The organism is Terriglobia bacterium, assembly GCA_020072565.1.
GTDB lineage: Bacteria > Acidobacteriota > UBA6911 > UBA6911 > UBA6911 > JAFNAG01.
In genome coordinates, this window is sequence record JAIQGI010000096.1 from 1 (window position 1) to 22,326 (window position 22,326).

A 22,326-nucleotide genomic window follows, 5' to 3' on the forward strand; every position below is an offset into this window, starting at 1 on the left:
AATCTCATGGTGGACTCCTTTCTCCCCTGCACGGGGATGACAAGGAGTCAATACTATGTCGCTATGGCCTTATGCGGATTCCAGCAAAAAACGGGGCCGGCACGGCAGGACGAGACATAGTCAGGCAGGGTTGATAGTGGCGCCTATGTCTTCAACGACATAGGCGCCACTCGTTTGCAACCCATCTGCTCGATAACGGCACGGATATCAGGAAAATCCAGGAAATTCTAGGCCATGGGGACCTGGCAACCACTGCCAGATATCTCCACATATCGCAGAAACATCTGCAAAGCATCGTGAACCCGCTCGACTCGCTACCGCTCGCGCCCGTCGACAAGAGCTGAACATGCCCAGTCGCCATGGCCAAGCCCGCATTTGAGGTTGCCGATATTGTTCGGGTTCAAGGCGTTCGATTCCTCGAAAAACATGGATCGAGCCTGAACTTCGAACAACACAAAGCGTTTCGTGCCATCAGAGCTTGCCGCACCGCCGCGCTCGGGGGGCACCTGGATTATTGTTCCGGTTGCGGCCAGTACGAGAAGCATTCGTACAACAGTTGCCGGAATCGGAATTGCCCGAAATGCCAGGCCGGATTGCGTCAGCGCTGGATCGCAAAACGGGAACGTGAGGTTTTGGGCGTTCCCTATTTTCATGTGGTCTTCTCTGTACCGCACGAGCTCAATGTCCTGGTGCGGGATAATCAGCGTTCGTTTTACAACCTTCTGTTTTCGGCAACTTCGAAAACAGCACGGGAGGTCGCAGCCGATCCCAAGTGGCTTGGTGCCGAGATCGGGATTCTCAGCACCCTGCATACGTGGGGACAGAACCTCCAGACGCACCCTCATATCCATTGCGTGATTCCGCAAGGCGGACTTGCGCCCGACCACAAAACATGGATTCATCCGCGCTACCGGTTTTTTGTCCCCGTCAAGGTTTTGTCGAAGGTGTTCCGCGGAAAGTTTCTCGATGGATTGATACAACTCTACCGCAAAAAGAAATTGCGGCTGGCTGGGCCGGCGGCTTGCCTGCAGGACGAGAAGTGTTTCGCGACCCTGATCCGGCAGTTATACAACAAGTCATGGGTCGTATATGCCAAACCGGCATTTGGCGGTCCCACACAGGTGATCCGTTATCTGGGAACGTACACACATCGGGTGGCAATCTCCAATCACCGGATCAAAAACTTTGACGGCGAGAAGGTGACGTTTCTCTGGAAAGATTATGCCCACGAGAGCCGCCAAGGGGCGATGGCACTGGATGGCGCCGAGTTCTTGCGCCGTTTCTTTTCGCACGTGCTGCCGAAAGGTTTCGTGCGTATTCGGCAATTTGGATTTCTTGCGAATCGATTCCGTGCGAGGCGGATTGAGCTCTGCCGCGAGCTGATCGGCGATCCCGTGAAACCGAGCCAAACCTCGGGACCGGAACAGGTCCCGAATCCCGAGTTGCGCGAACCCACGGCATGGAGGTGCCCATTGTGCGGCGCCAGAATGATCACGGTGCGGATCTTCAGGCCCGGAGAATGGTGTTCCCGGGGAGATTTTTCTGACGAGAAAATACGTTCAGCAGCGTGAAACGAGAACAGAAATGACCCGAGTAAATATAGGTGTGTTCGCTTCTCTGTAAACGAGGTTTGAAAGCACTATGGCCATTTTGGCATTCCGACCTTTGATGCACGATTCATCTGTTATCCCTGCTCCAAGCTGGATCTGTGCTCAGTACCCAGCAATACTGCAATACGTTCACCAGGATCATATTTTCATTCAAAACCCATAGAGCGTCCGCCGCAAGCAGACAGCGGCTTCCTTCAAGTGGCGTTATCGAAAATGCCTCGGCAATTTCTGCTTGAGCGTAATCCGCAGATTGTGCGCCGAGTCATTTCCGATGAACGCTAACGACTTATCGCTCCTGATCCCTCGCAGCGGGTCCGTAACTTCCCAGATCGGGACTTCGGGGGAGTATCGGGGATTTCACTTTTAGGGTAACAAGTTTTGCATCCACTTTACCGGTGGATGCTGGGCGCAATTTGCCCGTTCATATAACCGGAACAGGTTGCAGTCTTGCACTGCAGCCTGCCCGTGGCATCCCCATAAAGGCTTCGTCCGACAGGACCGATATCGTTATGATATGGCCATTGCGGGTATCCTGAACTGTGGTTATCCCCGCATAGAGAAGAGCGTTGAGGTAGCGACGGTATCCGAGCAGGTCAACCGAAACGCCGTCCCAGCCCCCCGTCAGATGCACATGCATGTCCGCGAGGCCCGGCATCACGGATTTTCCGCGAGCGTCGATGACCCGAGCACCGGGGGGTATCGACACGGCTGCGGCTGGTCCCACGGCTTCGACCTTCCCGTTTCTAATTACGATTCCGCCGTCTTCAATAGGCGTGCCGCCATTCCCGTCGATCACAACCGCGTGTGTAACGGCGATGGTATCAACGGCCTGGGAGAGGACATCACTGGCGACCACCAAAAGCAGCAGGAACAGCGAGAACCGCAGCGCAAGCCTGAACCGTCTCATGAGAAGGCCCTCCTTAAGTTATCTTTGACTGTTCCCGGATCTAAAATTTAACGATCACCATCGGAACAACACGCGTAATTGCCGCCGCGCCGTCGGCCTGAAACCAAATCAATGGATAGTGGTACCTCGTGGCGGGCGTTCCGCATGGTGGTATAGCCGTATATGCGCTGCGCGTGCATCTGCTTACAGTCGGAGTAAGCTGCAGTTGTGCATTGCAGACTGCCCACGATGCCCCTAAACGCCCGAGTAATAGGTACATGTTAACTGCGTCCGTCTGCTCGGGCATTCTTGATAGGTGTCAGATGCATGCGGCGTAGCAATTCAGGAAAACGTGGATCCCCGCGCAGAGCCTCGAGACCCGGCATCACGGTGACCCAAGGGACCCAGGCGTGGCGGGGTTCGTAATCCAGCCACCGGAATGCTTCGTCCATCTCACCAAGCGCTATGTTGATTTGGATCTTCCAGAGAGCACTCATTGGCGTAGGTCTATACTGATCCAGTTCTGCCAGCAGCTTTCGCGCTTCTTCCCTTCGCCCGGACCCCGCATAGATAAGGCCGACAACCCCTCGCCATGTGGGGGAGAGCTCCGCTGCCTTTCTGGCCGCCGCGATAGCTTCGTCATACATCCCCTTATCGCGGTAGATTCTTGCCAGGAAAGCATAGCCCAGCGGGAATTCAGGAGCCATCTCAACGGACTTCAAGGCTTCGGCGACCGCCTCTTCGTGCCGCCGCTCATAACTGTATAACATCCCCATGTGGGAAGTTTTTGCTGGATCGAATGGATCCAATTCCCAGGCCTTTTTTTGGTCCTCTTCGGCTTGCGCCATGTGGCCGAAGAGGACATGAAACCACGCACGGTGAAAATAGGCCATGGACAAGCTGGGATTTACCTCCAGGGCGCGATCGAAGTCCCGAAAGGCCTCATCCCAGTTCCATTCATAATAACCCTTAACCATAGCCCTGGCAGCGAGTGCCTCGGCCAGCGTGCCGTCCAGTTTCAGCGCGGTTGTAACGGCGGCCTTGGCTCGAAGCAGAGAGTCCTCCCGAGCCTCCGCCGCGTGAGCAAGCTCGACGTAGCCCAGGGCAAGCCCGGCATTCGCCAACGGATCCGCTGGATCCTTTTCTACCGCCTCATGGAGGTACACAAGGCCCTTTTTGATTTCTTCTGGCGTTCCCTTATTCAGGTGGAACATTCCCTTCAGGTAAGCTTCATATGTTGCAGGATTTACTGCGCGAGCGCTGGCAAGGTGTGTGTCTTCCTCGGGCCTCAATTTAATTCTGATCGTTCGGGCGACGGCCCGCGCCACCTCGCTCTGCAATCCCAGAATGCTAGTGAACTCGCGCTCATAACTCTCGGCCCAGAGGTTCTGCCCGGTCGCCGCTTCGATCAGCTGTGCGGTCACGCGCACTTGACTGGCCTCGCGGGCCACTGATCCCGCAAGGACGGTCTCCACCTTCAAGGCACGGGCGATCTCGGGCAGCGCCTGCTTGGTACCTTTGTATTGCATCATCGACGTCCGGGAGATCACCCTCAGATCTTTGATCTTCGAGAGATCGGTGATCAAAGCCTCGGTCATCCCGTCCGCGAAATATTCCTGCTCGGGATCGCCGGAGAGATTCGTGATCGGCAAGACCGCCATGCAGCGATGCTTCTCCGTCGGCCTGGCCGGAAGAGCGGCGCCTGACTGAACGGCTTCCAGGGCCGCTCGCACTTCGCCCGCGCGCTGGTAGCGCTGACCGGGATCCTTCTCGAGGCAGCGCTCGATCACAGCCGCCAACTGCGCCGGCAGTGGGCCCCGCAGGGCGGGCGGCAGCGGTGCAGGCGCCTGGCTAAGTATGGCTGAACTCAGTTCGAAGCCCGTCTTCCCTTGGAATGGGCGAGTGCCCGCCGCCATTTCGTAGAGCACGACACCCAGAGCCCAAATGTCGCTGCGGGCATCAGCGGGGCGGCCGCGCAACTGCTCCGGCGCCATGTATGCCAGCGTGCCCACGATTTTACCGGATAGGGTCGTGGCGTCCTGAGTTTGGGTTGAGGCATCCGACAGGTCTTGATCGCTCAGGCGCCTCGCCAACCCGAAGTCCAGTACCTTCGCGCGGCCCTCCGGCGTCACGACGACATTGGCGCTCTTGAAATCGCGGTGCACCACTCCGCGCTCGTTCGCATGCGCCAACGCATCGGCCAAGTGAAGCCCGTAGCGCATCACCTGCCCGAGCGGCAGCGCCCCTCCTGCCAGGAGCGCGCTCAGAGTCTGGCCCTCGACCAATTCCATGGCGATGAAGGCCTGTCCCTCAGATTCCCCTACTTCATGAATAGTACAGATGTGGGGATGGTTCAGCTTGGACGCAATTCGGGCTTCGCGCAAAAGCCGCGCACGGGATGCGAGATCGTGGAAGCTTTCGGAAGGCAGAACCTTAACGGCCACATCTCGGTCAAGCTGCTCGTCATGAGCCCGGTACACTACGCCCATGCCGCCCGCTCCAAGCTTCTCGATAATGCGGAAGTGGGAGAGTGTTGTGCCGATCATGGAGAATCCCTCTACTGGCAATTCGCTTACTGCAATCTGAGGCACCTTAAGTTGGTGTCATTATAATTGCCTTGGATACCCGTGGATAGCTGAATCCGTTAAACTTGCGGGCATGCAAACAGGTCAATTGTCCAGATACGGCGTTCTGGGAGATGATCGACTCATTGCAGGAGCAACTCTTCCGAGTACGGAAGTGCTTTGAGATCGGGACTTTTTGAGACCCTCAGGCACCGACTCTGAAATTGGGGGCGGACTTTCAACGTTCCTCCGGCAGCATCCAGCGCCATAAAACGGACTCGAACCTATTGTTATCTTCATGCCGGAGATGCCGTAACGCGATCCGTAACCTGTCTTGGCTGAGATTATTCGGGTGGTCGCCCTTCGCGCCTATATAATGCTTTTCGAAAACCGGCAGGGCGCGTCGATCGTCAAGCTGGCCCAAAGCCCAAACAGCGTCGTTTCTGTCCTGCAGACTGCATGATTGGCATTCCACCATCGCGATAAGGGCTTCGACTCGCTTGCCGGGAAAATATGTCTGTGCTGTTCGGCTGTAACGTCTTACTCCCGAACCGATCGACACTTCCGCGAAGGCAACCAACAGGATTACGAATATTGCGAGGATTACCAAAGTGCCGTTTATGAGGCTTCCCCAATTTCGCCGCATCAATGCCCCATGCTTATCCTGCGTGTCCCTCTAAGGGTTCAATCTGGCCATCTACTATGACGTTATTATAATCAGCATTGGCAACCATGGTTAGCTAAATCCCCAAATCCATGCTTGCATCGGAAGCCCGAACGCAGGTCAGTTGTCCCGATACGGCGTTCTGGGAGGTTGATGATTGGATAGTCAAACGGGAGAAAATTCGGTGTCCCTGGCGTAATACGGCGTACACGGAAACTTGACGGACTGCGTCCAAATCCTAAGCGGTCCGGAGACAAATCAGGTCGGAACCATCGATCGTCAGCAGCATATTTGGGGTTTTCTTCGTCAGTCGCAGCGCAGCGCCGACTGCGGGTCGATGCGCGTGGCGCGCCGGGCGGGCAGCCAGCTCGCCGCCACAGCGATTGCGACCAGGACCACCGCAACGGCAGCGAAGGTTTCCGGATCAAGCGCCCTGATCTCGAACAAGAAGTTGGTCAGCACGCGCGTGGCCGCACCTGCGGCCAGCAACCCGATGGCCACGCCTGTGAGTGCCAAGCCGAGCGCCTGGCCTAATATCAGCCGGTACACTGAGCCTCGGCTGGCGCCGAGTGCGATGCGCACACCGATCTCGTGGGTGCGTCGCGCCACCGAATACGCCACGACTCCGCCGATGCCGACGGCGGCCAGAACAAGCGCGAGTCCGGCGAACGCGGCCAGCACCAGCATGTGGAAGCGCGGCTGTGCAACCGATTCTGCAATGGCCTTTTCTAATGTGATAATGCGGCTCAGGGGTTGCTCGGGATTCGCTTCGCGGACCGCGGCCCGGAGCATCGTCGCGATCTGCATCGGGTCTTTAGCCGTGCGCACTACGAGCACGAGGGCTTTACTCGGCATCGAGGTGTGGGTCACAAAAACTTCGGGCTCTCCCTCCGACTCCGGTCCGCCAGAGCGGACATCGGCGACAATTCCCACAATGGGCAGGTTGAGATGGTCCCAACTGAGTCGGCGACCGATCAGTTCGGACCCATCGTCGCGCACATCGGGAAGGTAGCGCTTTACGAAAGCCCTGTTGACGACCGCCGCGCCCGCGGCCGTGTCCGCGGCGGTGAATTCCCGCCCCTGGACGAGCCTCGTGCCGATTGCGCGGAAGTAGTCGGGGGTGATGAGGACCAGCGCCGTGCCCCCGTCCACGCGTGGATGCCCCTCGATCTGGATCCCCCCGACGCTGAATGTGAGATCGCTCGCCAGCGGGGCCTGGCTCGCGAACGCCGCCGCCCGGACGGAGGGAAGGGCGCGCACGCGTTGCAGCACACGATCGATGAACTCGGCCTGGCGCTGTGGCGCAAGATCCCGGTTCCCGTTTACGGTCATCACTCCCGCGATCACGTTTTCTGGGCGAAAGCCGAGGTCTACGCTGCGGAGGCGGACAAAGCTGCGGATGAGCAGACCGGCGCCGGTGAGGAGCACCACGGTTATGGCGATTTCAGCCACGACCAGTGCGCTTCGCAAACGGTGCGACCGCCGGGTCGCGGTCTGGCGGCCGCTCCCTTCCGTCAAAGCTCCTGTGAGCCCGCCGCGCGCCAGCCAGTGGGCCGCTTCGAAAGCCGGCACGAGTCCAAACAGCAAGCCGGTTATCAGCGACAGGGCAATCGCAAAAACGAGCATGGCCGCATCGACGCGGATTTCTTCGATACGCGGCACGGTCCCTTCCGGGATCACGGCCACGAGGAATTGAACTCCCCAGCGCGCCAGCAGGATTCCGGCGAGCCCTCCAGTTATTCCGAGCACGATGCTTTCCGTAAGCATCTGACGCGCCACGCGCCAGCGCCCTGCGCCGAGCACGGCGCGCACGGCGATCTCGCGCTGCCGGGCGGTGGCTCGTGCAAGCAGCAGGTTCGCCACGTTGGCGCAGCACAGGAGCAACACACAGGCAACCGTACCCAGCAGCACAAGCATCGCAGGCCTTGCGTTTGCCGACGTTTCGCTCGCGAGCGTTTCCAGCCTGACGCCGTGTCCCTTGAAGAGACGCGGCAATTCCCGCTCGAGCGCCGCAGACAGCGCGCTCATCTCCGCCTGTGCCTGCGCCAGCGACACTCCCGGTTTGAGCTGTCCCAGCACGGGGCTGACCGTGAATCCGGGGTTCAAGATCGTCAAATGCCACGAGGGCAGGTAGAAATCGGGCCGTCTGTTCATCATCGGCAGCACCGTTTCGAAACTCGCAGGCATGATGCCGATCACCGTGTGCGGAGTGCCGTCCACGAGGACCTTGCGGCCGAGCACGTCCGGGTCGGCACCATAGCGGCGTTGCCACAGCCCCTGCCCGAGCACGATGACATTATCGTGTCCCGCACCGTCTTCACCCGCGGAAAAGGTCCTCCCCGTCAATGCATGTGCGCCCAAAAGGCTGAAGAAATCCGGTGTGACTGCGGTGCCGGCAATCCGCTCGGGTTCCCCGGAGCCGGAAAAAGTCGCCGTCCAAGAACTGAACCCTGCGATGTGCTCAAAACATTGGTTTCGTTCCCGCCACATTGCAAACGTCCGATTGCTCGGCATCCAGTGGTTTAACAGCTTCACGGCCGATTTGGGGTCGGCAAAGGATGCTGGGTCGAGATCGCTGCGTGTCTCCCAGATCATTGTGAGGCGCCCAGGCTCGGGATACGGCAGTGGCCGGTACAGCACCGTGTACACTACGCTGAAGATGGCCGTGTTTGCACCGACTCCGAGGGCGAGGGCTGCAATGGCGGCCGCAGTCAGTGCGGGGGAGCGCCTTAGAACACGGAAGGCATATCGCAGGTCCTGGCTGAGATGGTCGAGCCAAATCCAATCCAAGCCATTGCGTTTCCCTTTGTCATACCAGGGCAAGCCGCCGAACCCCTGGCGCTCACGGTCACGATGCTTTCGCTCGGCCATAGTAATTCCTTTCGAACTGGGGATCATTTCAGGGGCATTATTGCATGTTCGCTAGCCTTCGGGGTTTCCCAAATGATGCGCTCGACTTGATGACCGTCCAGCCTTCTTTTACGAATAACAGGGTCTTTTGCCGGAAGGGAACCTGCAATTCTAAATAGTCAATTACCACTGAGTGCTTCGACGCCCCATGGAACCTGAGAGTCAGCCATGAATGCGGCCCTTTCCCCGTCCACGTCGGCAGCGAATGAGGAGGGGAATTTGGCCTTGTCTAGGAAAAGGTAGCCTTCCTGCGGTGGCAATATCGGCGGTACGGGAGCGCCAGGCGGGGGATTCTTGATAAGCAACGATACCGACTCGCCGTTATCCAAAGCAAACCCGGTGATATAAGCAAGCCCCGCGACATTTGGATCGTTGCCGGAGCTCCACCGTAGGAGTGGCCGACGAGAATCACGGGACCGCTATGCGTCGCTAAAACGCGCTTGGTTACGGCAGCATCATCCGCGAGCGATATCGTTGGATTCTGCACTATGCTGACGTTGTAGCCATCTTTCTTGAGAATCTTATAGACCTCCTCCCAACCGGAGCCGTCCACGAAACCGCCGTGGACGAGGACTATTGTCCTTACAGTCGAATCAGATATTCCAGCCATTTTGATCTCCCTTCCCTATTTAGGTGCAGTTACCCCGAGGTAGTCACCAGCTGTCCAACCAACTATGAAATCACTTCTAGCCAGTGCTTTCATGACCCGCAGGTTCGGCGAATAATCATTCAACGAACCACTTCTTCATATATCGAACCCCGCAAATCCGACGTTCAATACCATCGATGCGAGAGCTTCATGTGCTCCTGCACTTTTCTTTCAACACCAACATTCCGCAACACCGCGCCTGGCCTCCCCGTGCTGGGTTTTTGTTCACGGTTGAGAACAGGATCAAACCATCGGCTTGGCTTGGCGAGCGCTCGCGGATTCGATCCCTCAGTCGATTTTTCAGGCTCAGCAAAAATTTGCTCGTCTATCTCCCATTCGGGTAGTGCGCGGGCAATCGGGCGCGATCTGAAGATGTGGGAATAGCGCTTCATGACCTGCGCCGAGGTGTGGCCGACCTGGGCGCGGATGGTCCCGTCCGGCCCGCGTTGCCCGCTTGCTCAATCCGAATAGTTTTGCGTATGCGTCCGTTGAGAACATGATGTAAACTGTGTTAAAGTGAAGATCACATGCAAATACTTAAAAAGGTATTGAAAATCTCTATAGGAATTTTAGTGATTCCCGTGGGAATCGGTGTCGTCGCATACCTCGGCTGCAGCTTGATGATCGGGCGGGGTGTCAACAGCGCTTCTGAGAGCGCAATGGCTCAGTTCGACGGTGATCGTGTCGAGGCCCTGATAGCGCTCGTGGATTGCCAGACCTGCGACCTTCATGATCGAACAACGGCAGTTTGGGCACTGGGACAGCTCAAGGACAAACGTGCGTTACCGATATTATACGAATACCGCACCGGTAAACGCTGCGATCACCTGCATCAGATCTGCCAGTACGAGATCAGCAAAGCGATCCGCTGGACTGAGGGAAACTCATATATGCTGCCGCAGATTTGGCGCGTAATGCTGCGGTTTGACCATGGTTCAGCGGCGAAAAGCGCCCGTCACGTCGTCTGGTTTTTCAATCCGTCATCCAAGCGACATAAGGCTTAATGAATGCTGTACATCGGGGTCACGACCCACAGCATCGTCGCGCCGTCGGTTGCCGACTCTCCCGTCTTGCTGGTGATCTCGCAGCCTTTTTCGAGAGGTTTTGAAACGCGGTCTCGATGGGCTTCATGCTCGTGCATGGCCCGTTCTCAGGCGAAAGATTGAGATAGTCGCGCTTGCCGATCGCTTGCCGACTTGTTTGCTGATTCAGCTGGAAAAGGGCGGAAAAAGACGGGAAATCTGAATTAGAACCGCGTATCTTGTTGATTCCATTGATTCTGGACCGAGCTGGCAGTCAGGAGGTCGCGAGTTCGACCCTCGCCAGCTCCACCAAATTCGAGTCTTCATAGAACCTGTGTCTCTCGAGAAGCTTCGATTCCCCCGAGCGGGGGTCTGGTTGGTAAACAGAGTAGCCATGGGCATAATGACTGAAAGCAAAAAACACAAAATCCGCATTTTCGGGGGCAGGAGCAAGCTTGTACTTTGTTTGTTTTCTGAACTGATGCTCCAAACTAGTTCGAAGCAGCGGATCTGTCGAGATCAATGGGTCCCGGGCAAGCACTGACCGCTCGAGGGTCGGCATGACGCGACGGGGAACTGCTCAAAAACTGCCCATCACCAAAAGGTTGTCAGTCGAGCCACATACTGCCGAAATGTAATTACGCTTCCACTTATCAGCTATCGGAAGGTCAAAGAATTGATGGGATGTTTTGACTGCCATGACATAAACCGACTGACCGGCCATAAAGTTGAACTCGGCTGGGGGCGTGGGATTCTGTGCCTCCGAGACAACCTCGCACAGGAAAAACACTATGGAGGCCATCCATAGTCTGTGCATCCGATTCATGCATGTCTCTCCGGCAGACGCCGATAAGCCAAGGGGCCGGATCGGGTTTGTCGATATTTCTATATCACGGTTACCACTTAGGCTGCAGCGCAACAGAATGTGACATAGAGTGCACCTGTTAGGCGTCCGGTTGCAGCAAGAGGTAGGTGAGCAAGAAAACTGGATCCGGGAACACAGGTTGGCTATAAAATGCTGCTTAGCTGGGGCCGAAGCCCCGAAGTTAACAATTGGCTTTTATCGGAAGCTGGACAAGTGGACTGAAGCGGCGCAACCCGCCTATCCTTTGGATCATTTCCGGAAACCATACTCTTTGCGGATCACCAACAGGCACGTGGTCCTCCCATAGGGAAACCGACGAGGATGCCGCCTCGTAATTCCTGCGCCTAATCGGTCAGGAATGCCACATTCCTGGCCAGACCGGTCTGGATGGGGGCGAGGCTCCCGCCCCCATTTGTTCTACACCACCTTTTTCACGATCTGGGCAAATTCACTCTCCGTGAACGCCCTCATGGTCGTGGTCCTGGCATTGCCCTTTAAAGCAATGGAGAGGGCAACAGCGGAAGCCACCTCGTCGTTCGGGCCTTCTGTGACTGCAACGATGTCGTAATCGCCCATCGTGACGTAGAGGCCGAGGATCTTCCCTCCCGTGGATTCCACGAGCTTTTTCGACGCCTCGAACCGAGCGGGGGCATTCTTGATAGTCTTGATGCCCTGTTCGGTCCATTTGAAGAGAGTCACATAGGTAGGCATTGTCTATCCTCCTTGACTGCACGGTTCCTGGAATCGTGCGGTTTCACTCCGAACTCGGCCCGGCTTCCAGTGCCGGTCGAGCACGAGCGACCCTTTGCCCGTCTACATTGGTCTCCCCAGTTTCACGACTGTGAAAAGCGCTTCTTGTGGTTCCGGATCAAACCATTGCGTGCGTAATCGAGTGCTGGAGCGTGTCAAACACTGGTTGCGGCGATTATCAGCCTATCCAGAACTGACTGTCAAATAGAAACGATGCTGTCCGCCGCTGTGGGGAAGAGAGAGAAATTTGTAGTCCAGGAAGATAAAGAAACAAAGAGAGAAACTGAAGTCCTCACCCCCCGTTCAAGTCAATAACCCCGCACCGATCATTCAGCCCGAGCAGACCGTTTACGGCGTGGCGGAGTTGTTGAGGTGCGCTATGGACGCAACGCCCGTTTCTTGGGAGCTTGATTCTGGGCCACTTTTCCAGTAAGCGGCTTTAAGGCCAGCGAACCACGCGGAAGGGAATTCCATTTCACGGTTTTCTGAAATGCCGTTCCCGCAAGCACCTCCTCGCCTGACTTGAGTCCGTTATTCTGTTAAGCTTTTCCACGAAGTGCTCAATTGGCTGCAACAGGCGGCACACCAAGGAGGGTTCTTTCATGATGACGAAAACCAACGAAATTGCTGACGGGATTTTCCGCTTCTCTACTTGCGTCCCGGACGTGACACCCGACGGATTCACGTTCAACCAATTCTTGATCAAGGCCGAAGAGCCGTTACTTTTCCACACGGGCCCTCGAGCCATGTTCCGCCTCATCTCCGATGCTGTTTCGCGAGTCGTTCCCATCGAAAGACTCCGGTGGATCACTTTCGGCCATGTGGAAGCCGATGAGTGCGGTTCGATGAACCAGTGGCTCGCAGCAGCGCCAAGCTCCGAGGTTGCGCACGGCTCCGTCGGCGTGATGGTGTCCCTTAACGACCTGGCCGACCGTCCCCCACGGATGCTGCAGGACTCCGAAATCATCGACCTGGGTGGAAAGCGGGTCCGTCACATCGATACGCCGCATGTACCGCACGGGTGGGAGGCGCGGGTTTTGTTTGAGGAGATCACCCGCACTCTGCTGTGCGGCGATCTCTTCACTCACACTGGTGATGGGCCAGCGCTCACCGCGGAAGATATCGTCGGTCCTGCCAAGAAGGCCGAGGAACTCTTTCACGCGAGTTGCCTCGCTCCAAACACTGGAGCAACTATTCGAAAGATCGCCGATCTATCCCCGAAGACGCTCGCGCTAATGCACGGCTCATCGTTTAACGGCGATGCCAATCGAGCGCTCCATGATCTCGCCGGACTTTACGACCGATGGTTACGGGAAGCATCGCAGATGGGATAGCATGGCGCTTGAATCAAGCCTATTAAAAGACGTGGGACTTTGAACCGAGGATAACCTTCCTTCGGTCAGGCCTCCACATGTCCTTATTTCGTGTTCTGGGGATTTTCAGGTTCCCGCCAATGAACGAGATAGCTATTCCCGGGAACTCGATGTGGATAGGAATGAGAAGCCGTGTGTCCAATTGCGGTCCGCGGTAGTGCCTCGTCGCGCCTTGCGACTGACCGTTATCTGTGAGCATCCTTGGCACAACCTGCGGCTAAATATTTTGACCGTACGGTCGTCACGCTCGTAGTGGCTGTCCTATTGCCGGTTGAGGGAAAGCTCCTGACCCCTGGACTCGAAGTCTAGAACCTTCGATTCGTCGGTTCCCATTTCGATCTTACCGTTAAACTCCCCCCCTTCCATCACCGAGAGATTATTCGTGAAGATATCTCCTCTCACCTTTCCTTTTGATCTGATCTCCACAAGTTCCGGGGCCCTGATGTTCCCCTCCACCTTCCCCCCTACAATGATTTTCCTGGCCAGGACATCCCCTTTTATCGTGGCCACTTCGCCCAGGATAACCTGGTCTGCCTGGACTCTGCCGGTGACCACGCCGTCCATTCTGAGGGTTCCCATGACTGTGAGTTCACCATGGAATTCTGATTGAGTCCCCACGAAAGACCTCATTTTCTCCTCATCCTTGCTGAACATTATATCCTCCGGCCAAGATATTCTTGCGGGTTGACGTTCTTCCCGTTTTTCCACACTTCGTAATGGACATGAGGTCCTGTTGATTTCCCGGTGGAGCCTACATATCCTACGACATCTCCTGTCTTAATTCTTTGTCCCACCTTCACTGCGTTCCTCTTGTTGTGGGCGTAAATTGTCGAATACCCACATCCATGCTCCAAAACCACTACAAATCCGCTGTTCTGAGACCACCCGGAGTGACCGACTACGCCATCCGCTGTCGCGCGGATTGGAATTCCGGGACTGGCCGAGATATCCAGCCCCGAATGAAAGTGGATTTCTCCGCTCAGAGGATCAACCCTGCTTCCATAATTTGAAGTGAGGTTCCCCGGAACCGGAAATCCTCTGGGAGTTGCAAGGTAAATGTCTTTCTGGATGCGCAGGTAATCCTTGATTTCGTCAACCGATTCAGTCGTCTTCTTCAGTTCCTCCACGAGATTGGGAAGATCAAGAGAGCCGGTGAATGAGGTGTCCGCGTTTTGCAGGACTTTGTCTTTGGAATTGAGAGAAAACAGCTGCCTGAATTCACCCTCAGTTTTTTTCATTGCGGCCAGCGTTGATTCCCATCGGTAAAACTGCTCCGAATAGTAGCTCAACTTCTCTGCTGCCGAATGATGTCGAGCTTCATATTTCAGGCTATTGACAGCCAGGGAAAACACGTATGCTCCGCCGATGGTGCTTAGCAGGATTGAGACGAGCAATCCGATCGTGGGCACCTTCAGATTTAGTGCCCTGAGGTCCTGGTGAGGAATCACCATGATAGTCACGGGAGTCAGTGCCTGCCTAAGCAATACGCGAATCGTTCTCATAGAGCGTCTCTGTCCCCTCTATCGGCAAAAGAAGAGAAGGCGAATAGCCCGTCACCAAGCTCATGCGGGTGAATGCGGCATGGCCTCACGGAAGAATACTGTGGCTTAGGACATGCGGCAGTGACTGAAATCACGTTACAGTCCAGTAATCAGGCTTCCCCGCGCAGCTGGGAGGCTGCGGGCTGTTGCCCTGCCTCGGGTTGGTCTCAGGCTTAGCCTGAAAACTCGCAGAGTGTGACAATGTCGGGAATCGCTCGCATATCATGATACTTTGAGGGTCTGAAACTTCGAGGTCATTGAATCTTATTGGTATGCTTCATGTTCATGTTGTTTGCCAAAATCCCGTACAGCGTCATTCTTCCGGCACTGCGAACGAAGGGCGTCACAACGAACCGGGACGGTCTGCGGCCGATGTCTGGAGTCATCACGCACACGTCACCTGCCAAACAAAGAAAGAGCGGGCTCGCAATAACGGTGCTTGGCAGATCGTAGTAGGTGCCGTGCGATCCGAAGAGACGAGTCATCCTGATGGTAGCGGACTTCGGAGCCAGCGCGAATATTGGCATGACTAAGACGGATTGCAACCATATTTGCGGCGGCAACTTGTTGGGAAAACCGAATCTGCAACCGCTCGATGACATGCCGTCAGTGGGGCTGTCTTACAGCGGAGCGATATTCCGCCACAAGCAACCAGAGCCAGTCTGCCGGAAGATTTTGGATTGCCTCGGCCTGTCTGCGATGGTTTCGCCCGTCGCACCTGCAGTGCCGAAGGATACAATCGGGCTAGCTGTGGCCTTTCGTGGCCGCCATTGTTTTCGCAAGCAGCGCCATCCTCGCCCTCGCAATACGTCGCGTGGGAAAGCGCGTTCATTCCTGAAAACCAGGCCGGCAACATATAGTGACAGCGGTTTTGTCCGTGACGCAGATCGGCAATTTCGCGTTTCCGCACGGCGTGACCAGGCAAGTCCTGGTCGTCAGGATAGATACTGCTTCACAATCGGACCGTTTTCACGTTCGACGGTGGCCGATTCCCTTACGGGCGCTCCCGAATCAGCTTTCTTGGACTGCCTTAGCCGAGCTATAATCGCTGCCATACCAGTTGATGTCATTGCTGTGGGCGTACCTCTATTGAGGCGGCTCCCATGCCCGAGATCGGCAGGACCATTTCGCACTACCGAATCAACGAGAAGCTCGGCGAAGGAGGCATGGGGGTTGTCTTTCGCGCCGAGGACTTAACCCTCAATCGCCAGGTCGCCATCAAGGTGCTGCCCGAGATGTTCAGCGGCGATCCCGAGCGGATGGCGCGATTTGAGCGCGAGGCCAAGCTGCTCGCGTCGCTGAATCACCCCAACATCGCATCCATCCATGGGATGGAGGAAGCGGAAGGCAAGCGATTCATCGTCATGGAGTTGGCTGAGGGAGAGACCCTGGCTCAAAGGATCGCCAGAGGGCCGCTGCCGGTCGATGAGTCATTGGAGATCTGTGGCCAGATCACTGAGGGGCTGGAAGCTGCGCATGAAAAGGGCATCATCCATCGCGACCTGAAACCCGCAAACGTCAAGATCACACCTGAGGGCAAGGTCAAGGTGCTGGATTTCGGCCTGGCGAAGGCATTTCAAGCGGAGTCGGCCGCAGCAGTTGCCGATCAATCACCGACCATGAGCGAAGTTATGACCCGCGCCGGAGTGATCCTCGGCACCGCTGCCTACATGAGCCCGGAGCAGGCCAAGGGAAAGATGGTGGACAAGCGCACGGACATCTGGGCGTTCGGTTGCGTGTTGTTCGAGTGTTTGACCGGGAAGAAGGCTTTCCATGGAGAGACGGCTGCTGAGACTATCGCTGCGATCCTCAAAGCGGAGCCCGACTGGAATCTGCTTCCCCCGGCAGCGTCCTGGAAGATCAAGGACCTGTTGCACCGTTGCCTGCATAAGGACCCAAGGGAACGCCTTCATGACATTGCCGATGCCCGCATCGAGATTGGAGAGTCCGCGCCTCACCCCGCGGAATCAGTGCCTGCTCCTCGGCGATTCCCGCTCATCTGGCTGGCCGCGGGTGCGGCGGTCGCTCTTCTTGCTGGAATATTCATGGACCGGTTGTTGACGAGATATTTTCAGCCCGCTCCCCCTGCGTCCATAGTCACGTCAACCATCAAGGTCGAGCCGGGTTACTGGCTGGACGGCATTCGTGCGGATATGCAGCACCCGAGCCGAACGGCCATGGCCATTTCCAGCGACGGAAGGTTCCTTATCTACAGCGCAATTGAGGAGAATCCTGATCGTCAGGGCAAGCCTCGGTTGTTCCTGCGAAGACTGGACCAATCGGGAGCCAAGCCTATCATCGGAACGGATGGAGGCATCAATCCCTTCCTGTCGCCAGACAACCGTTGGGTAGGATTCTGGGTGAATGGCAGGTTAAGGAAGATACCGATCGAAGGTGGAGTGGCCACGGAATTGTGCGATGCTCCCTCAATATTCGGGGCGAATTGGGGTCGTGATAACAGCATCGTGTTTGCAGATGGAATCGCTTCCGGGCTCTCAAGGATTTCGGCTGAAGGCGGGAAACCCGAGACTTTGACCAAGCCTGACCCAAAGCGGGAGGAGATGAGCCATCGTTTACCGTTCTCGCTCCCTGATGGGAAAGCCGTGTTGTTCACCGTAATGAGACACGCCTGGGATTCACAACCCCGGCTTGCCCTGTTACGGCTGGATACCCGCGAGTGGCATATCCTGTTACCTGACGCCGCAGATGCCAGGTACGTTCCCACAGGACACCTGGTGTTCCTGAGACAAGGGACACTGATGGCCGTGCGATTTGATCTGACCAAGCTTGATGTCGTTGGCCAGCCGGTCTCGCTTGCGGAGAACGTCATGCAAGCCTTCTTCGTGCACTTCAGCAACAACACCGCCGCAGGGCAGCTGAGCGTCTCTGACACCGGGTCACTCATTTACACAGAGGGTGGCATTGTCCCGGACCAGAAGAATTCGCTCGTGTGGGTGGATCAGCAAGGAGGGGAGCAGCCGGTTGCTGATTTGCAGTTCCCGTTCAGTTCTATGCGTCTTTCTCCGGATGGCCAGAGGATTGCGTATGTAGCGTTGGGACGGGAAGGGCAGGTCTGGGTTTACGACCTGGCGAGAGGCACGAACAGCCGGCTGACCGGCGAAGGCAGGGCAACTTATGTGACCTGGTCTCCCGACGGCAAACGGCTTATTTTCTCATGGCAAAAATCCCTTGCGCCGAACCTTTTCTGGCAGCCATACGATGGAAGCTCCCCGATGGAGCGCATTACGACCAGCGAGTACAATCAACACCCGGGATCCTGGTCTTCGGATGGGAAAACGGTCGCACTGACGGAATGGCACCCTGCGGATACTCTCCACGATATTGCCGTGCTGGACGTCCCATCAGGACGCGTGAGGCCGTTTCTCAATTCGCAATTCAGTGAGAAATATCCGGAATTCTATCCCGATGGTCGTTGGATCGCTTATACCTCCGACGAAACCAAGCGTAACGAGGTTTACGTGCGCCCCTTCCCTGGCCCGGGAATAAAACAACAGGTATCGAGTAATGGAGGCCAGTCGCCGCTGTGGGCCAGAAATGGCAAACAGCTCTTCTACAGGAATCAGCAGGGTCAATACTGGGCTGTGGACGTCCGGACAGATGGCGGCTTCGCGACCAGCAAGCCGCGCCTGCTCTTTGAGAAACTCGGATATAGTGAAGGCGATCCCATACGCGACTTTGACCTGTCCCTCGACGGGAAAAGATTTCTCATGAGCAAGTACGACCAAAGAAAGCCTACGCCTGTCACCGAAATGATCCTCGTCCTGAACTGGTTCGAGGAACTCAAGCGCCTCGTCCCCACCGGAAAGAAGTAAGCGCGTCCAGTCACGATTTTCATTCTCAAGAGGGGCGCGAGCCGAATGGCCATGATGAAGGCCTTTTGATCGCAAACTCTCGCGAATTCCCTTTCTGGGAAGCCAGATCGTCATTGCCTGCGATCCAATGCCTGATTAGTCGGCATCCCGGAGAAGTGGCTGGCCAGGGAGCATTCGATCCACACCGCAAGTCACTTCTACGGTTAGCGCGTCAGGCATGTGACTGGTCATCAGTCAACTTCCCACATCGCCGTTCTTGGGAGCGTGCGGAAAACTGGGGACGCTGACCGGTTTTTGATGTCGCTTCCACAATGAAGTCCGAATCAACTTCGCCAATTCTGTGTTCGGGGTTTCCTTTTCAGATCAGGCACTCTTTTTGCCAAAAAAATAACGGCTCAATTTTTAGAAGCGGCGGTTAGATATGATAAAGGAATGTTCTGCCCAGCGTTGCGCTCCCGATCACCCAGTTTTTGCATGGACCAGGCAATGCCGAGAATCGCCCGAGTTGTCGTCCCAGGTCTCCCCTACCACATTACACAGCGGGGCAATCGGCGCAAAGACGTGAACGGTTGGGAAAACAGGATGCCTCCGGTTTTGAAAAGCGCTTACTTTTTTTCGGGGTACAACGTGACCTGGACGTAACGTTTCGTGTTGAAGTACGCCCGGGCCGCTTCCCGGACCACGTCTTTCGTGATGAGGTCGAGGGCCGCAGGAATGCGCAGCAACACCGCCGGGTCTTCCCCGAGCCAGTACTGCTCGGCGAGCTGGGACAGCCACCAGCCGTTCTGCCGGCTGCTGGTTTCGTAATCGCGCGACTCCGCCGTCCGGACCTCCTTGACCTCCTGTGCGTCCGGGCCGTCGGACTGGAGCCGGCCGATCTCCTCGAAGATAGCCCGGCTCAGCTCGTCGATTCGTTTCGGGTCGGCGCCGAGTTCGATGCTCACCCGGAACTCCTCGTGCGGAATCTTGCTCACGGACGGCTGGACGCTGACATTATAGGTCCCGCTCAGTTTTTCCCTCAGCAGCTTCCGCAGCCGGGTTTCGAGCACCTGGCTCGCGGCCCCGATGGCGTTCCGGTTTTCGAGGGTGTAGCGGAAGGGGCCGGAGAACACTACAGCCGTCAGGCTCTTGGATTCGACGCCCATCTCCACGGTCCGCTTCACGACCCCTTCGGGCGTCGGCACCCGCCAGTCCTTCCAGGTCTCCGTGCGGCGCAGGGAAGGCAGGCTGGCCAGGTATCGGCACACCAGCGGCCTGATCGCTTCCAGGTCCAGGTTCCCGACGAAGACGAACGTGAAGTCGCTCGCGTCGGCAAACCGGTCACGGTAAAAGGCGAAGGATTTATCGAGGTCCATTTTGGGGATCTCGTCGACCGTCATCGGCCTGAACCGGGGCTGGTCCCGCTGCATCGTCGTGCGCAGGGTGTCGGAAAAGACGACTTCCGGGCTCTTCGTCCGATTCTCCAGAAAAGCCTTGAGCTGCGCTTTCATGACCTCGAACACGCCGGGGTCGGGCCGCGGCGCCGTAAACGTGAGGTAGATCATCTGGAAGAGGGTTTCCGCGTCCCGGGGAGACGCGGTCCCGGTAAGCCCCTCGTCAAGCTCACCGATATTGGGTCTGACAAAGACGGCCTTCCCGGCCAGCTTTTTCTCGAGGTCGAGGGCGCTGAATGCGCCAAGCCCGCCGGATGACACGACCTGGTCGGCGGTGTTGGCCGGAATGAGGTTTTCGTCTGCGGCAAGCGAGATCCCTCCCGGGCTCGTGGCCCGCATGAGAATCTCGTCCTCTTTGAAGTGCGTGGGCTTGAGTACGACCCGTGCGCCGTTCGAGAGCGTCCACTCCGTGATGCCGATCTCGGGTCGCGCCCTGGTCGAGACGATACTGCCGGACTCCGGCATCTCAGGAAGGAGAGCCTTGTCGGTCGTCGTGTCCTTGTAGGCGGACAGTTCCTCTGTTTGGACGCTCGCGAGGACTGAGGCGAGTTCTTCACCGGTCGGGACCGGGACTCCCACCTTTTCAGGAGCGTTGACCACCACGACACGATTCGGGCCCGTCATCCACTCCTTGGCCAGCCGGTTGATTTCTTCGAGTGTGATCTCCGGCATGAAACGCTTGTGCGCCTCGTACTCCCAGGCGATTCCGGGGGTCGGCTCCCCCTCGAGGAAGCTGCGGGTGAACTCCTCGGCCAGGTCGCCTGAATCTTCGGTCGCGCGCTCCGTGAAGGCCCGTTCGAAGGCCCGGAGCATTTCGCTCTTCTGGCGCTCGAGTTCTGTTTCGGTGAAACCGAAGCGCCCCACCCGCTCCCCCTCGGCATAAAGAGCCTGCAGGCCCCGTGCGATGCCTCCTTCGGGAACGAGCGCCGACAGCGCGAAGACTTCCTTCGACTCGACCAGAAGCCCCTTGCTCGAGGCGGCTCCGAGGAACGGCGCGCCAGGCTTCTGGGCGATTTCGGCGAACCGAGTGTTGAGCATGGCGTCGAAGAGCCTTTCGACCAGCATCCGCCGGTAGGCTGCGACCGTGTTCTGGTCGGCGACGGGCAGCTTGTGGTAGACGGCCACGGAGCTGTTTGTCTCCTCCCTGTCCGTCGCGACGGCAAAAAGCAGATCTTTGTGGTCAGGGACGGAATATGTGGGCCGGGCCGGCGCTCCTTTCCCCCTGGGGATGCCGGCGAAATGTTTCCTGATCAGGTCCAGGATCCGGGTCCGGTCGAAATCCCCCACCGCAATGACCGCCATCAGGTCGGGGCGGTACCAGGTGCGATAGAAGCGCTTCAGGGCTTCTACGTCGGCCGTCTCGATGGTTTCCTTGGTTCCGATGGGCATCCGCTCGGCGTAGCGGGATCCCCTGAAAAGGACGGGGAATTGCTTGGCCCGCATCCGTTCGGCCGCGCCCTGGCCGAGCCTCCACTCCTCGATGACGATCCCCCGTTCCTTGTCGACGGCCGCTGGGTCAAAGGTCAGCCCGTGGGCCCAGTCCTCCAGGATGAGGAATGATTTCTCGAGGATTTCCTTGGAATCCATCGGAATCTTCAGCATGTAGACCGTCTGGTCGAAGCCGGTGAACGCATTGAGGTCGGGCCCGAACCTCATGCCGATCGATTCCATGAAATCGACCAGGGCCTGCCGCGGGAAATGTTTCGATCCGTTGAAGGCGAGATGCTCGACCATATGGGCGAGCCCGCGCTCGTCCTCGTCCTCGAGCACCGACCCGGCGTGGACGACCAGCCGGAGATCGGCCCGGTTCTTCGGCTCGCGGTTTTCCCGAATCCAGTAGCGGAGCCCGTTATCGAGTTGGCCGGTCGTGATCCTGGAGTCGACAGGAACCTTTCGGCCAAGCGCAAACTCGTCCGGCTTCTGTGGGCCTGCCCCCTGGCCGCGGCTCAAGGCGTGTCCGGCCAGGAGCAATGCAAGGGCGGTGAATACTACGACGGTCAATGGCTTATAGTAGTTTTTCATCGTTCACATCATACCGCGATACTTCTCACGTCGTGGCAGCCTTTCCAGTTGAAATAGGGGAGGCTACGAGCGCCGGGATAAACCGGCATGAAGTCGAGAATGAAAGAGTCTTACAGGAAAGGAGTAGCGAACCATCCTGACCTCGAGTTTTGCACGTATCGTCGCGAGGCGAGGCGCGAAGCGTAAACAGAGGCACTGGTGGGC

14 protein-coding genes and 1 pseudogene are annotated in these 22,326 nt (G+C 57.2%); 5 read left to right on the top strand and 10 right to left on the bottom strand.

Features of this window, described 5'->3' with window-relative positions:
• Positions 1-164 precede the first annotated feature (164 nt).
• Together LAP85_28495 and LAP85_28500 are read left to right on the top strand one after the other, a co-directional pair.
• Positions 165-344: pseudogene (locus tag LAP85_28495) on the top strand (tyrosine-type recombinase/integrase).
• 15 nt (positions 345-359) lie between these two features.
• Entirely contained in the window at positions 360-1,571 is a 1,212-nt protein-coding gene (locus LAP85_28500; GenBank protein ID MBZ5500353.1) for an IS91 family transposase, read from the top strand.
• 460 nt (positions 1,572-2,031) lie between these two features.
• Here LAP85_28500 and LAP85_28505 read toward each other — a convergent pair whose 3' ends face one another.
• The 5 genes from LAP85_28505 to LAP85_28525 all read right to left on the bottom strand — a co-directional run bounded on the left by LAP85_28505 (position 2,032) and on the right by LAP85_28525 (position 9,675).
• Positions 2,032-2,517 (bottom strand): amidohydrolase family protein, encoded by a 486-nt coding sequence (locus LAP85_28505; protein ID MBZ5500354.1) that lies wholly within the window; start codon positions 2,515-2,517, stop codon positions 2,032-2,034.
• A gap of 260 nt (positions 2,518-2,777) precedes the next feature.
• Positions 2,778-5,042: a protein kinase gene (locus LAP85_28510; protein MBZ5500355.1), complete on the bottom strand. Its 2,265-nt coding sequence runs from the start codon at positions 5,040-5,042 to the stop codon at positions 2,778-2,780.
• Positions 5,043-6,030: 988 nt separating this feature from the next.
• Positions 6,031-8,595: an ABC transporter permease gene (locus tag LAP85_28515; GenBank protein MBZ5500356.1), complete on the bottom strand. Its 2,565-nt coding sequence runs from the start codon at positions 8,593-8,595 to the stop codon at positions 6,031-6,033.
• 268 nt (positions 8,596-8,863) lie between these two features.
• Entirely contained in the window at positions 8,864-9,244 is a 381-nt protein-coding gene (locus LAP85_28520) for an alpha/beta hydrolase (GenBank protein ID MBZ5500357.1), read from the bottom strand.
• A 164-nt stretch (positions 9,245-9,408) separates the two neighbouring features.
• Positions 9,409-9,675 (bottom strand): hypothetical protein, encoded by a 267-nt coding sequence (locus tag LAP85_28525; GenBank protein MBZ5500358.1) that lies wholly within the window; start codon positions 9,673-9,675, stop codon positions 9,409-9,411.
• A 135-nt stretch (positions 9,676-9,810) separates the two neighbouring features.
• Between LAP85_28525 and LAP85_28530 the strand changes: the two genes are divergently transcribed.
• On the top strand, positions 9,811-10,287 hold the full coding sequence (locus tag LAP85_28530) for a hypothetical protein (protein MBZ5500359.1): 477 nt from the start codon (positions 9,811-9,813) through the stop codon (positions 10,285-10,287).
• Here the strand turns inward: LAP85_28530 and LAP85_28535 are convergent.
• Positions 10,284-10,424: a hypothetical protein gene (locus LAP85_28535; protein ID MBZ5500360.1), complete on the bottom strand. Its 141-nt coding sequence runs from the start codon at positions 10,422-10,424 to the stop codon at positions 10,284-10,286. The two genes, LAP85_28530 and LAP85_28535, sit on opposite strands and share 4 nt — an antisense overlap.
• 1,163 nt (positions 10,425-11,587) lie before the next feature.
• On the bottom strand, positions 11,588-11,881 hold the full coding sequence (locus tag LAP85_28540) for a GYD domain-containing protein (protein ID MBZ5500361.1): 294 nt from the start codon (positions 11,879-11,881) through the stop codon (positions 11,588-11,590).
• A gap of 641 nt (positions 11,882-12,522) precedes the next feature.
• On the opposite strand from LAP85_28540, the gene LAP85_28545 reads away from it, so the two are divergent.
• Positions 12,523-13,254 (top strand): MBL fold metallo-hydrolase, encoded by a 732-nt coding sequence (locus tag LAP85_28545; GenBank protein ID MBZ5500362.1) that lies wholly within the window; start codon positions 12,523-12,525, stop codon positions 13,252-13,254.
• 300 nt (positions 13,255-13,554) lie between these two features.
• On the opposite strand, the gene LAP85_28550 is transcribed toward LAP85_28545, so the two are convergent.
• Entirely contained in the window at positions 13,555-13,947 is a 393-nt protein-coding gene (locus tag LAP85_28550) for a polymer-forming cytoskeletal protein (protein ID MBZ5500363.1), read from the bottom strand.
• A complete protein-coding gene (locus LAP85_28555) occupies positions 13,947-14,795 on the bottom strand; it encodes a M23 family metallopeptidase (protein MBZ5500364.1) in 849 nt (282 codons plus the stop codon). The genes LAP85_28550 and LAP85_28555 overlap by 1 nt, the downstream gene beginning before the upstream one ends.
• A gap of 1,142 nt (positions 14,796-15,937) precedes the next feature.
• On the opposite strand from LAP85_28555, the gene LAP85_28560 reads away from it, so the two are divergent.
• Positions 15,938-18,667, top strand: a complete 2,730-nt coding sequence (locus LAP85_28560) for a serine/threonine-protein kinase (GenBank protein MBZ5500365.1) — start codon at positions 15,938-15,940, stop codon at positions 18,665-18,667.
• Between the two features lie 605 nt (positions 18,668-19,272).
• Here the strand turns inward: LAP85_28560 and LAP85_28565 are convergent.
• Positions 19,273-22,122: an insulinase family protein gene (locus LAP85_28565; protein ID MBZ5500366.1), complete on the bottom strand. Its 2,850-nt coding sequence runs from the start codon at positions 22,120-22,122 to the stop codon at positions 19,273-19,275.
• Positions 22,123-22,326 lie beyond the last annotated feature (204 nt).

Coding starts and splice junctions, on each gene's coding strand:
- LAP85_28550 (MBZ5500363.1), bottom strand. CDS start 13,947: ATGTTCAGCAAGGATGAGGAGAAAATGAGGTCTTTCGTGGGGACTCAA.
- LAP85_28525 (MBZ5500358.1), bottom strand. CDS start 9,675: ATGAAGCGCTATTCCCACATCTTCAGATCGCGCCCGATTGCCCGCGCA.
- LAP85_28530 (MBZ5500359.1), top strand. CDS start 9,811: ATGCAAATACTTAAAAAGGTATTGAAAATCTCTATAGGAATTTTAGTG.
- LAP85_28505 (MBZ5500354.1), bottom strand. CDS start 2,517: ATGAGACGGTTCAGGCTTGCGCTGCGGTTCTCGCTGTTCCTGCTGCTT.
- LAP85_28515 (MBZ5500356.1), bottom strand. CDS start 8,595: ATGGCCGAGCGAAAGCATCGTGACCGTGAGCGCCAGGGGTTCGGCGGC.
- LAP85_28545 (MBZ5500362.1), top strand. CDS start 12,523: ATGATGACGAAAACCAACGAAATTGCTGACGGGATTTTCCGCTTCTCT.
- LAP85_28540 (MBZ5500361.1), bottom strand. CDS start 11,881: ATGCCTACCTATGTGACTCTCTTCAAATGGACCGAACAGGGCATCAAG.
- LAP85_28510 (MBZ5500355.1), bottom strand. CDS start 5,042: ATGATCGGCACAACACTCTCCCACTTCCGCATTATCGAGAAGCTTGGA.
- LAP85_28520 (MBZ5500357.1), bottom strand. CDS start 9,244: ATGGCTGGAATATCTGATTCGACTGTAAGGACAATAGTCCTCGTCCAC.
- LAP85_28555 (MBZ5500364.1), bottom strand. CDS start 14,795: ATGAGAACGATTCGCGTATTGCTTAGGCAGGCACTGACTCCCGTGACT.
- LAP85_28535 (MBZ5500360.1), bottom strand. CDS start 10,424: ATGCACGAGCATGAAGCCCATCGAGACCGCGTTTCAAAACCTCTCGAA.
- LAP85_28565 (MBZ5500366.1), bottom strand. CDS start 22,122: ATGAAAAACTACTATAAGCCATTGACCGTCGTAGTATTCACCGCCCTT.
- LAP85_28560 (MBZ5500365.1), top strand. CDS start 15,938: ATGCCCGAGATCGGCAGGACCATTTCGCACTACCGAATCAACGAGAAG.
- LAP85_28500 (MBZ5500353.1), top strand. CDS start 360: ATGGCCAAGCCCGCATTTGAGGTTGCCGATATTGTTCGGGTTCAAGGC.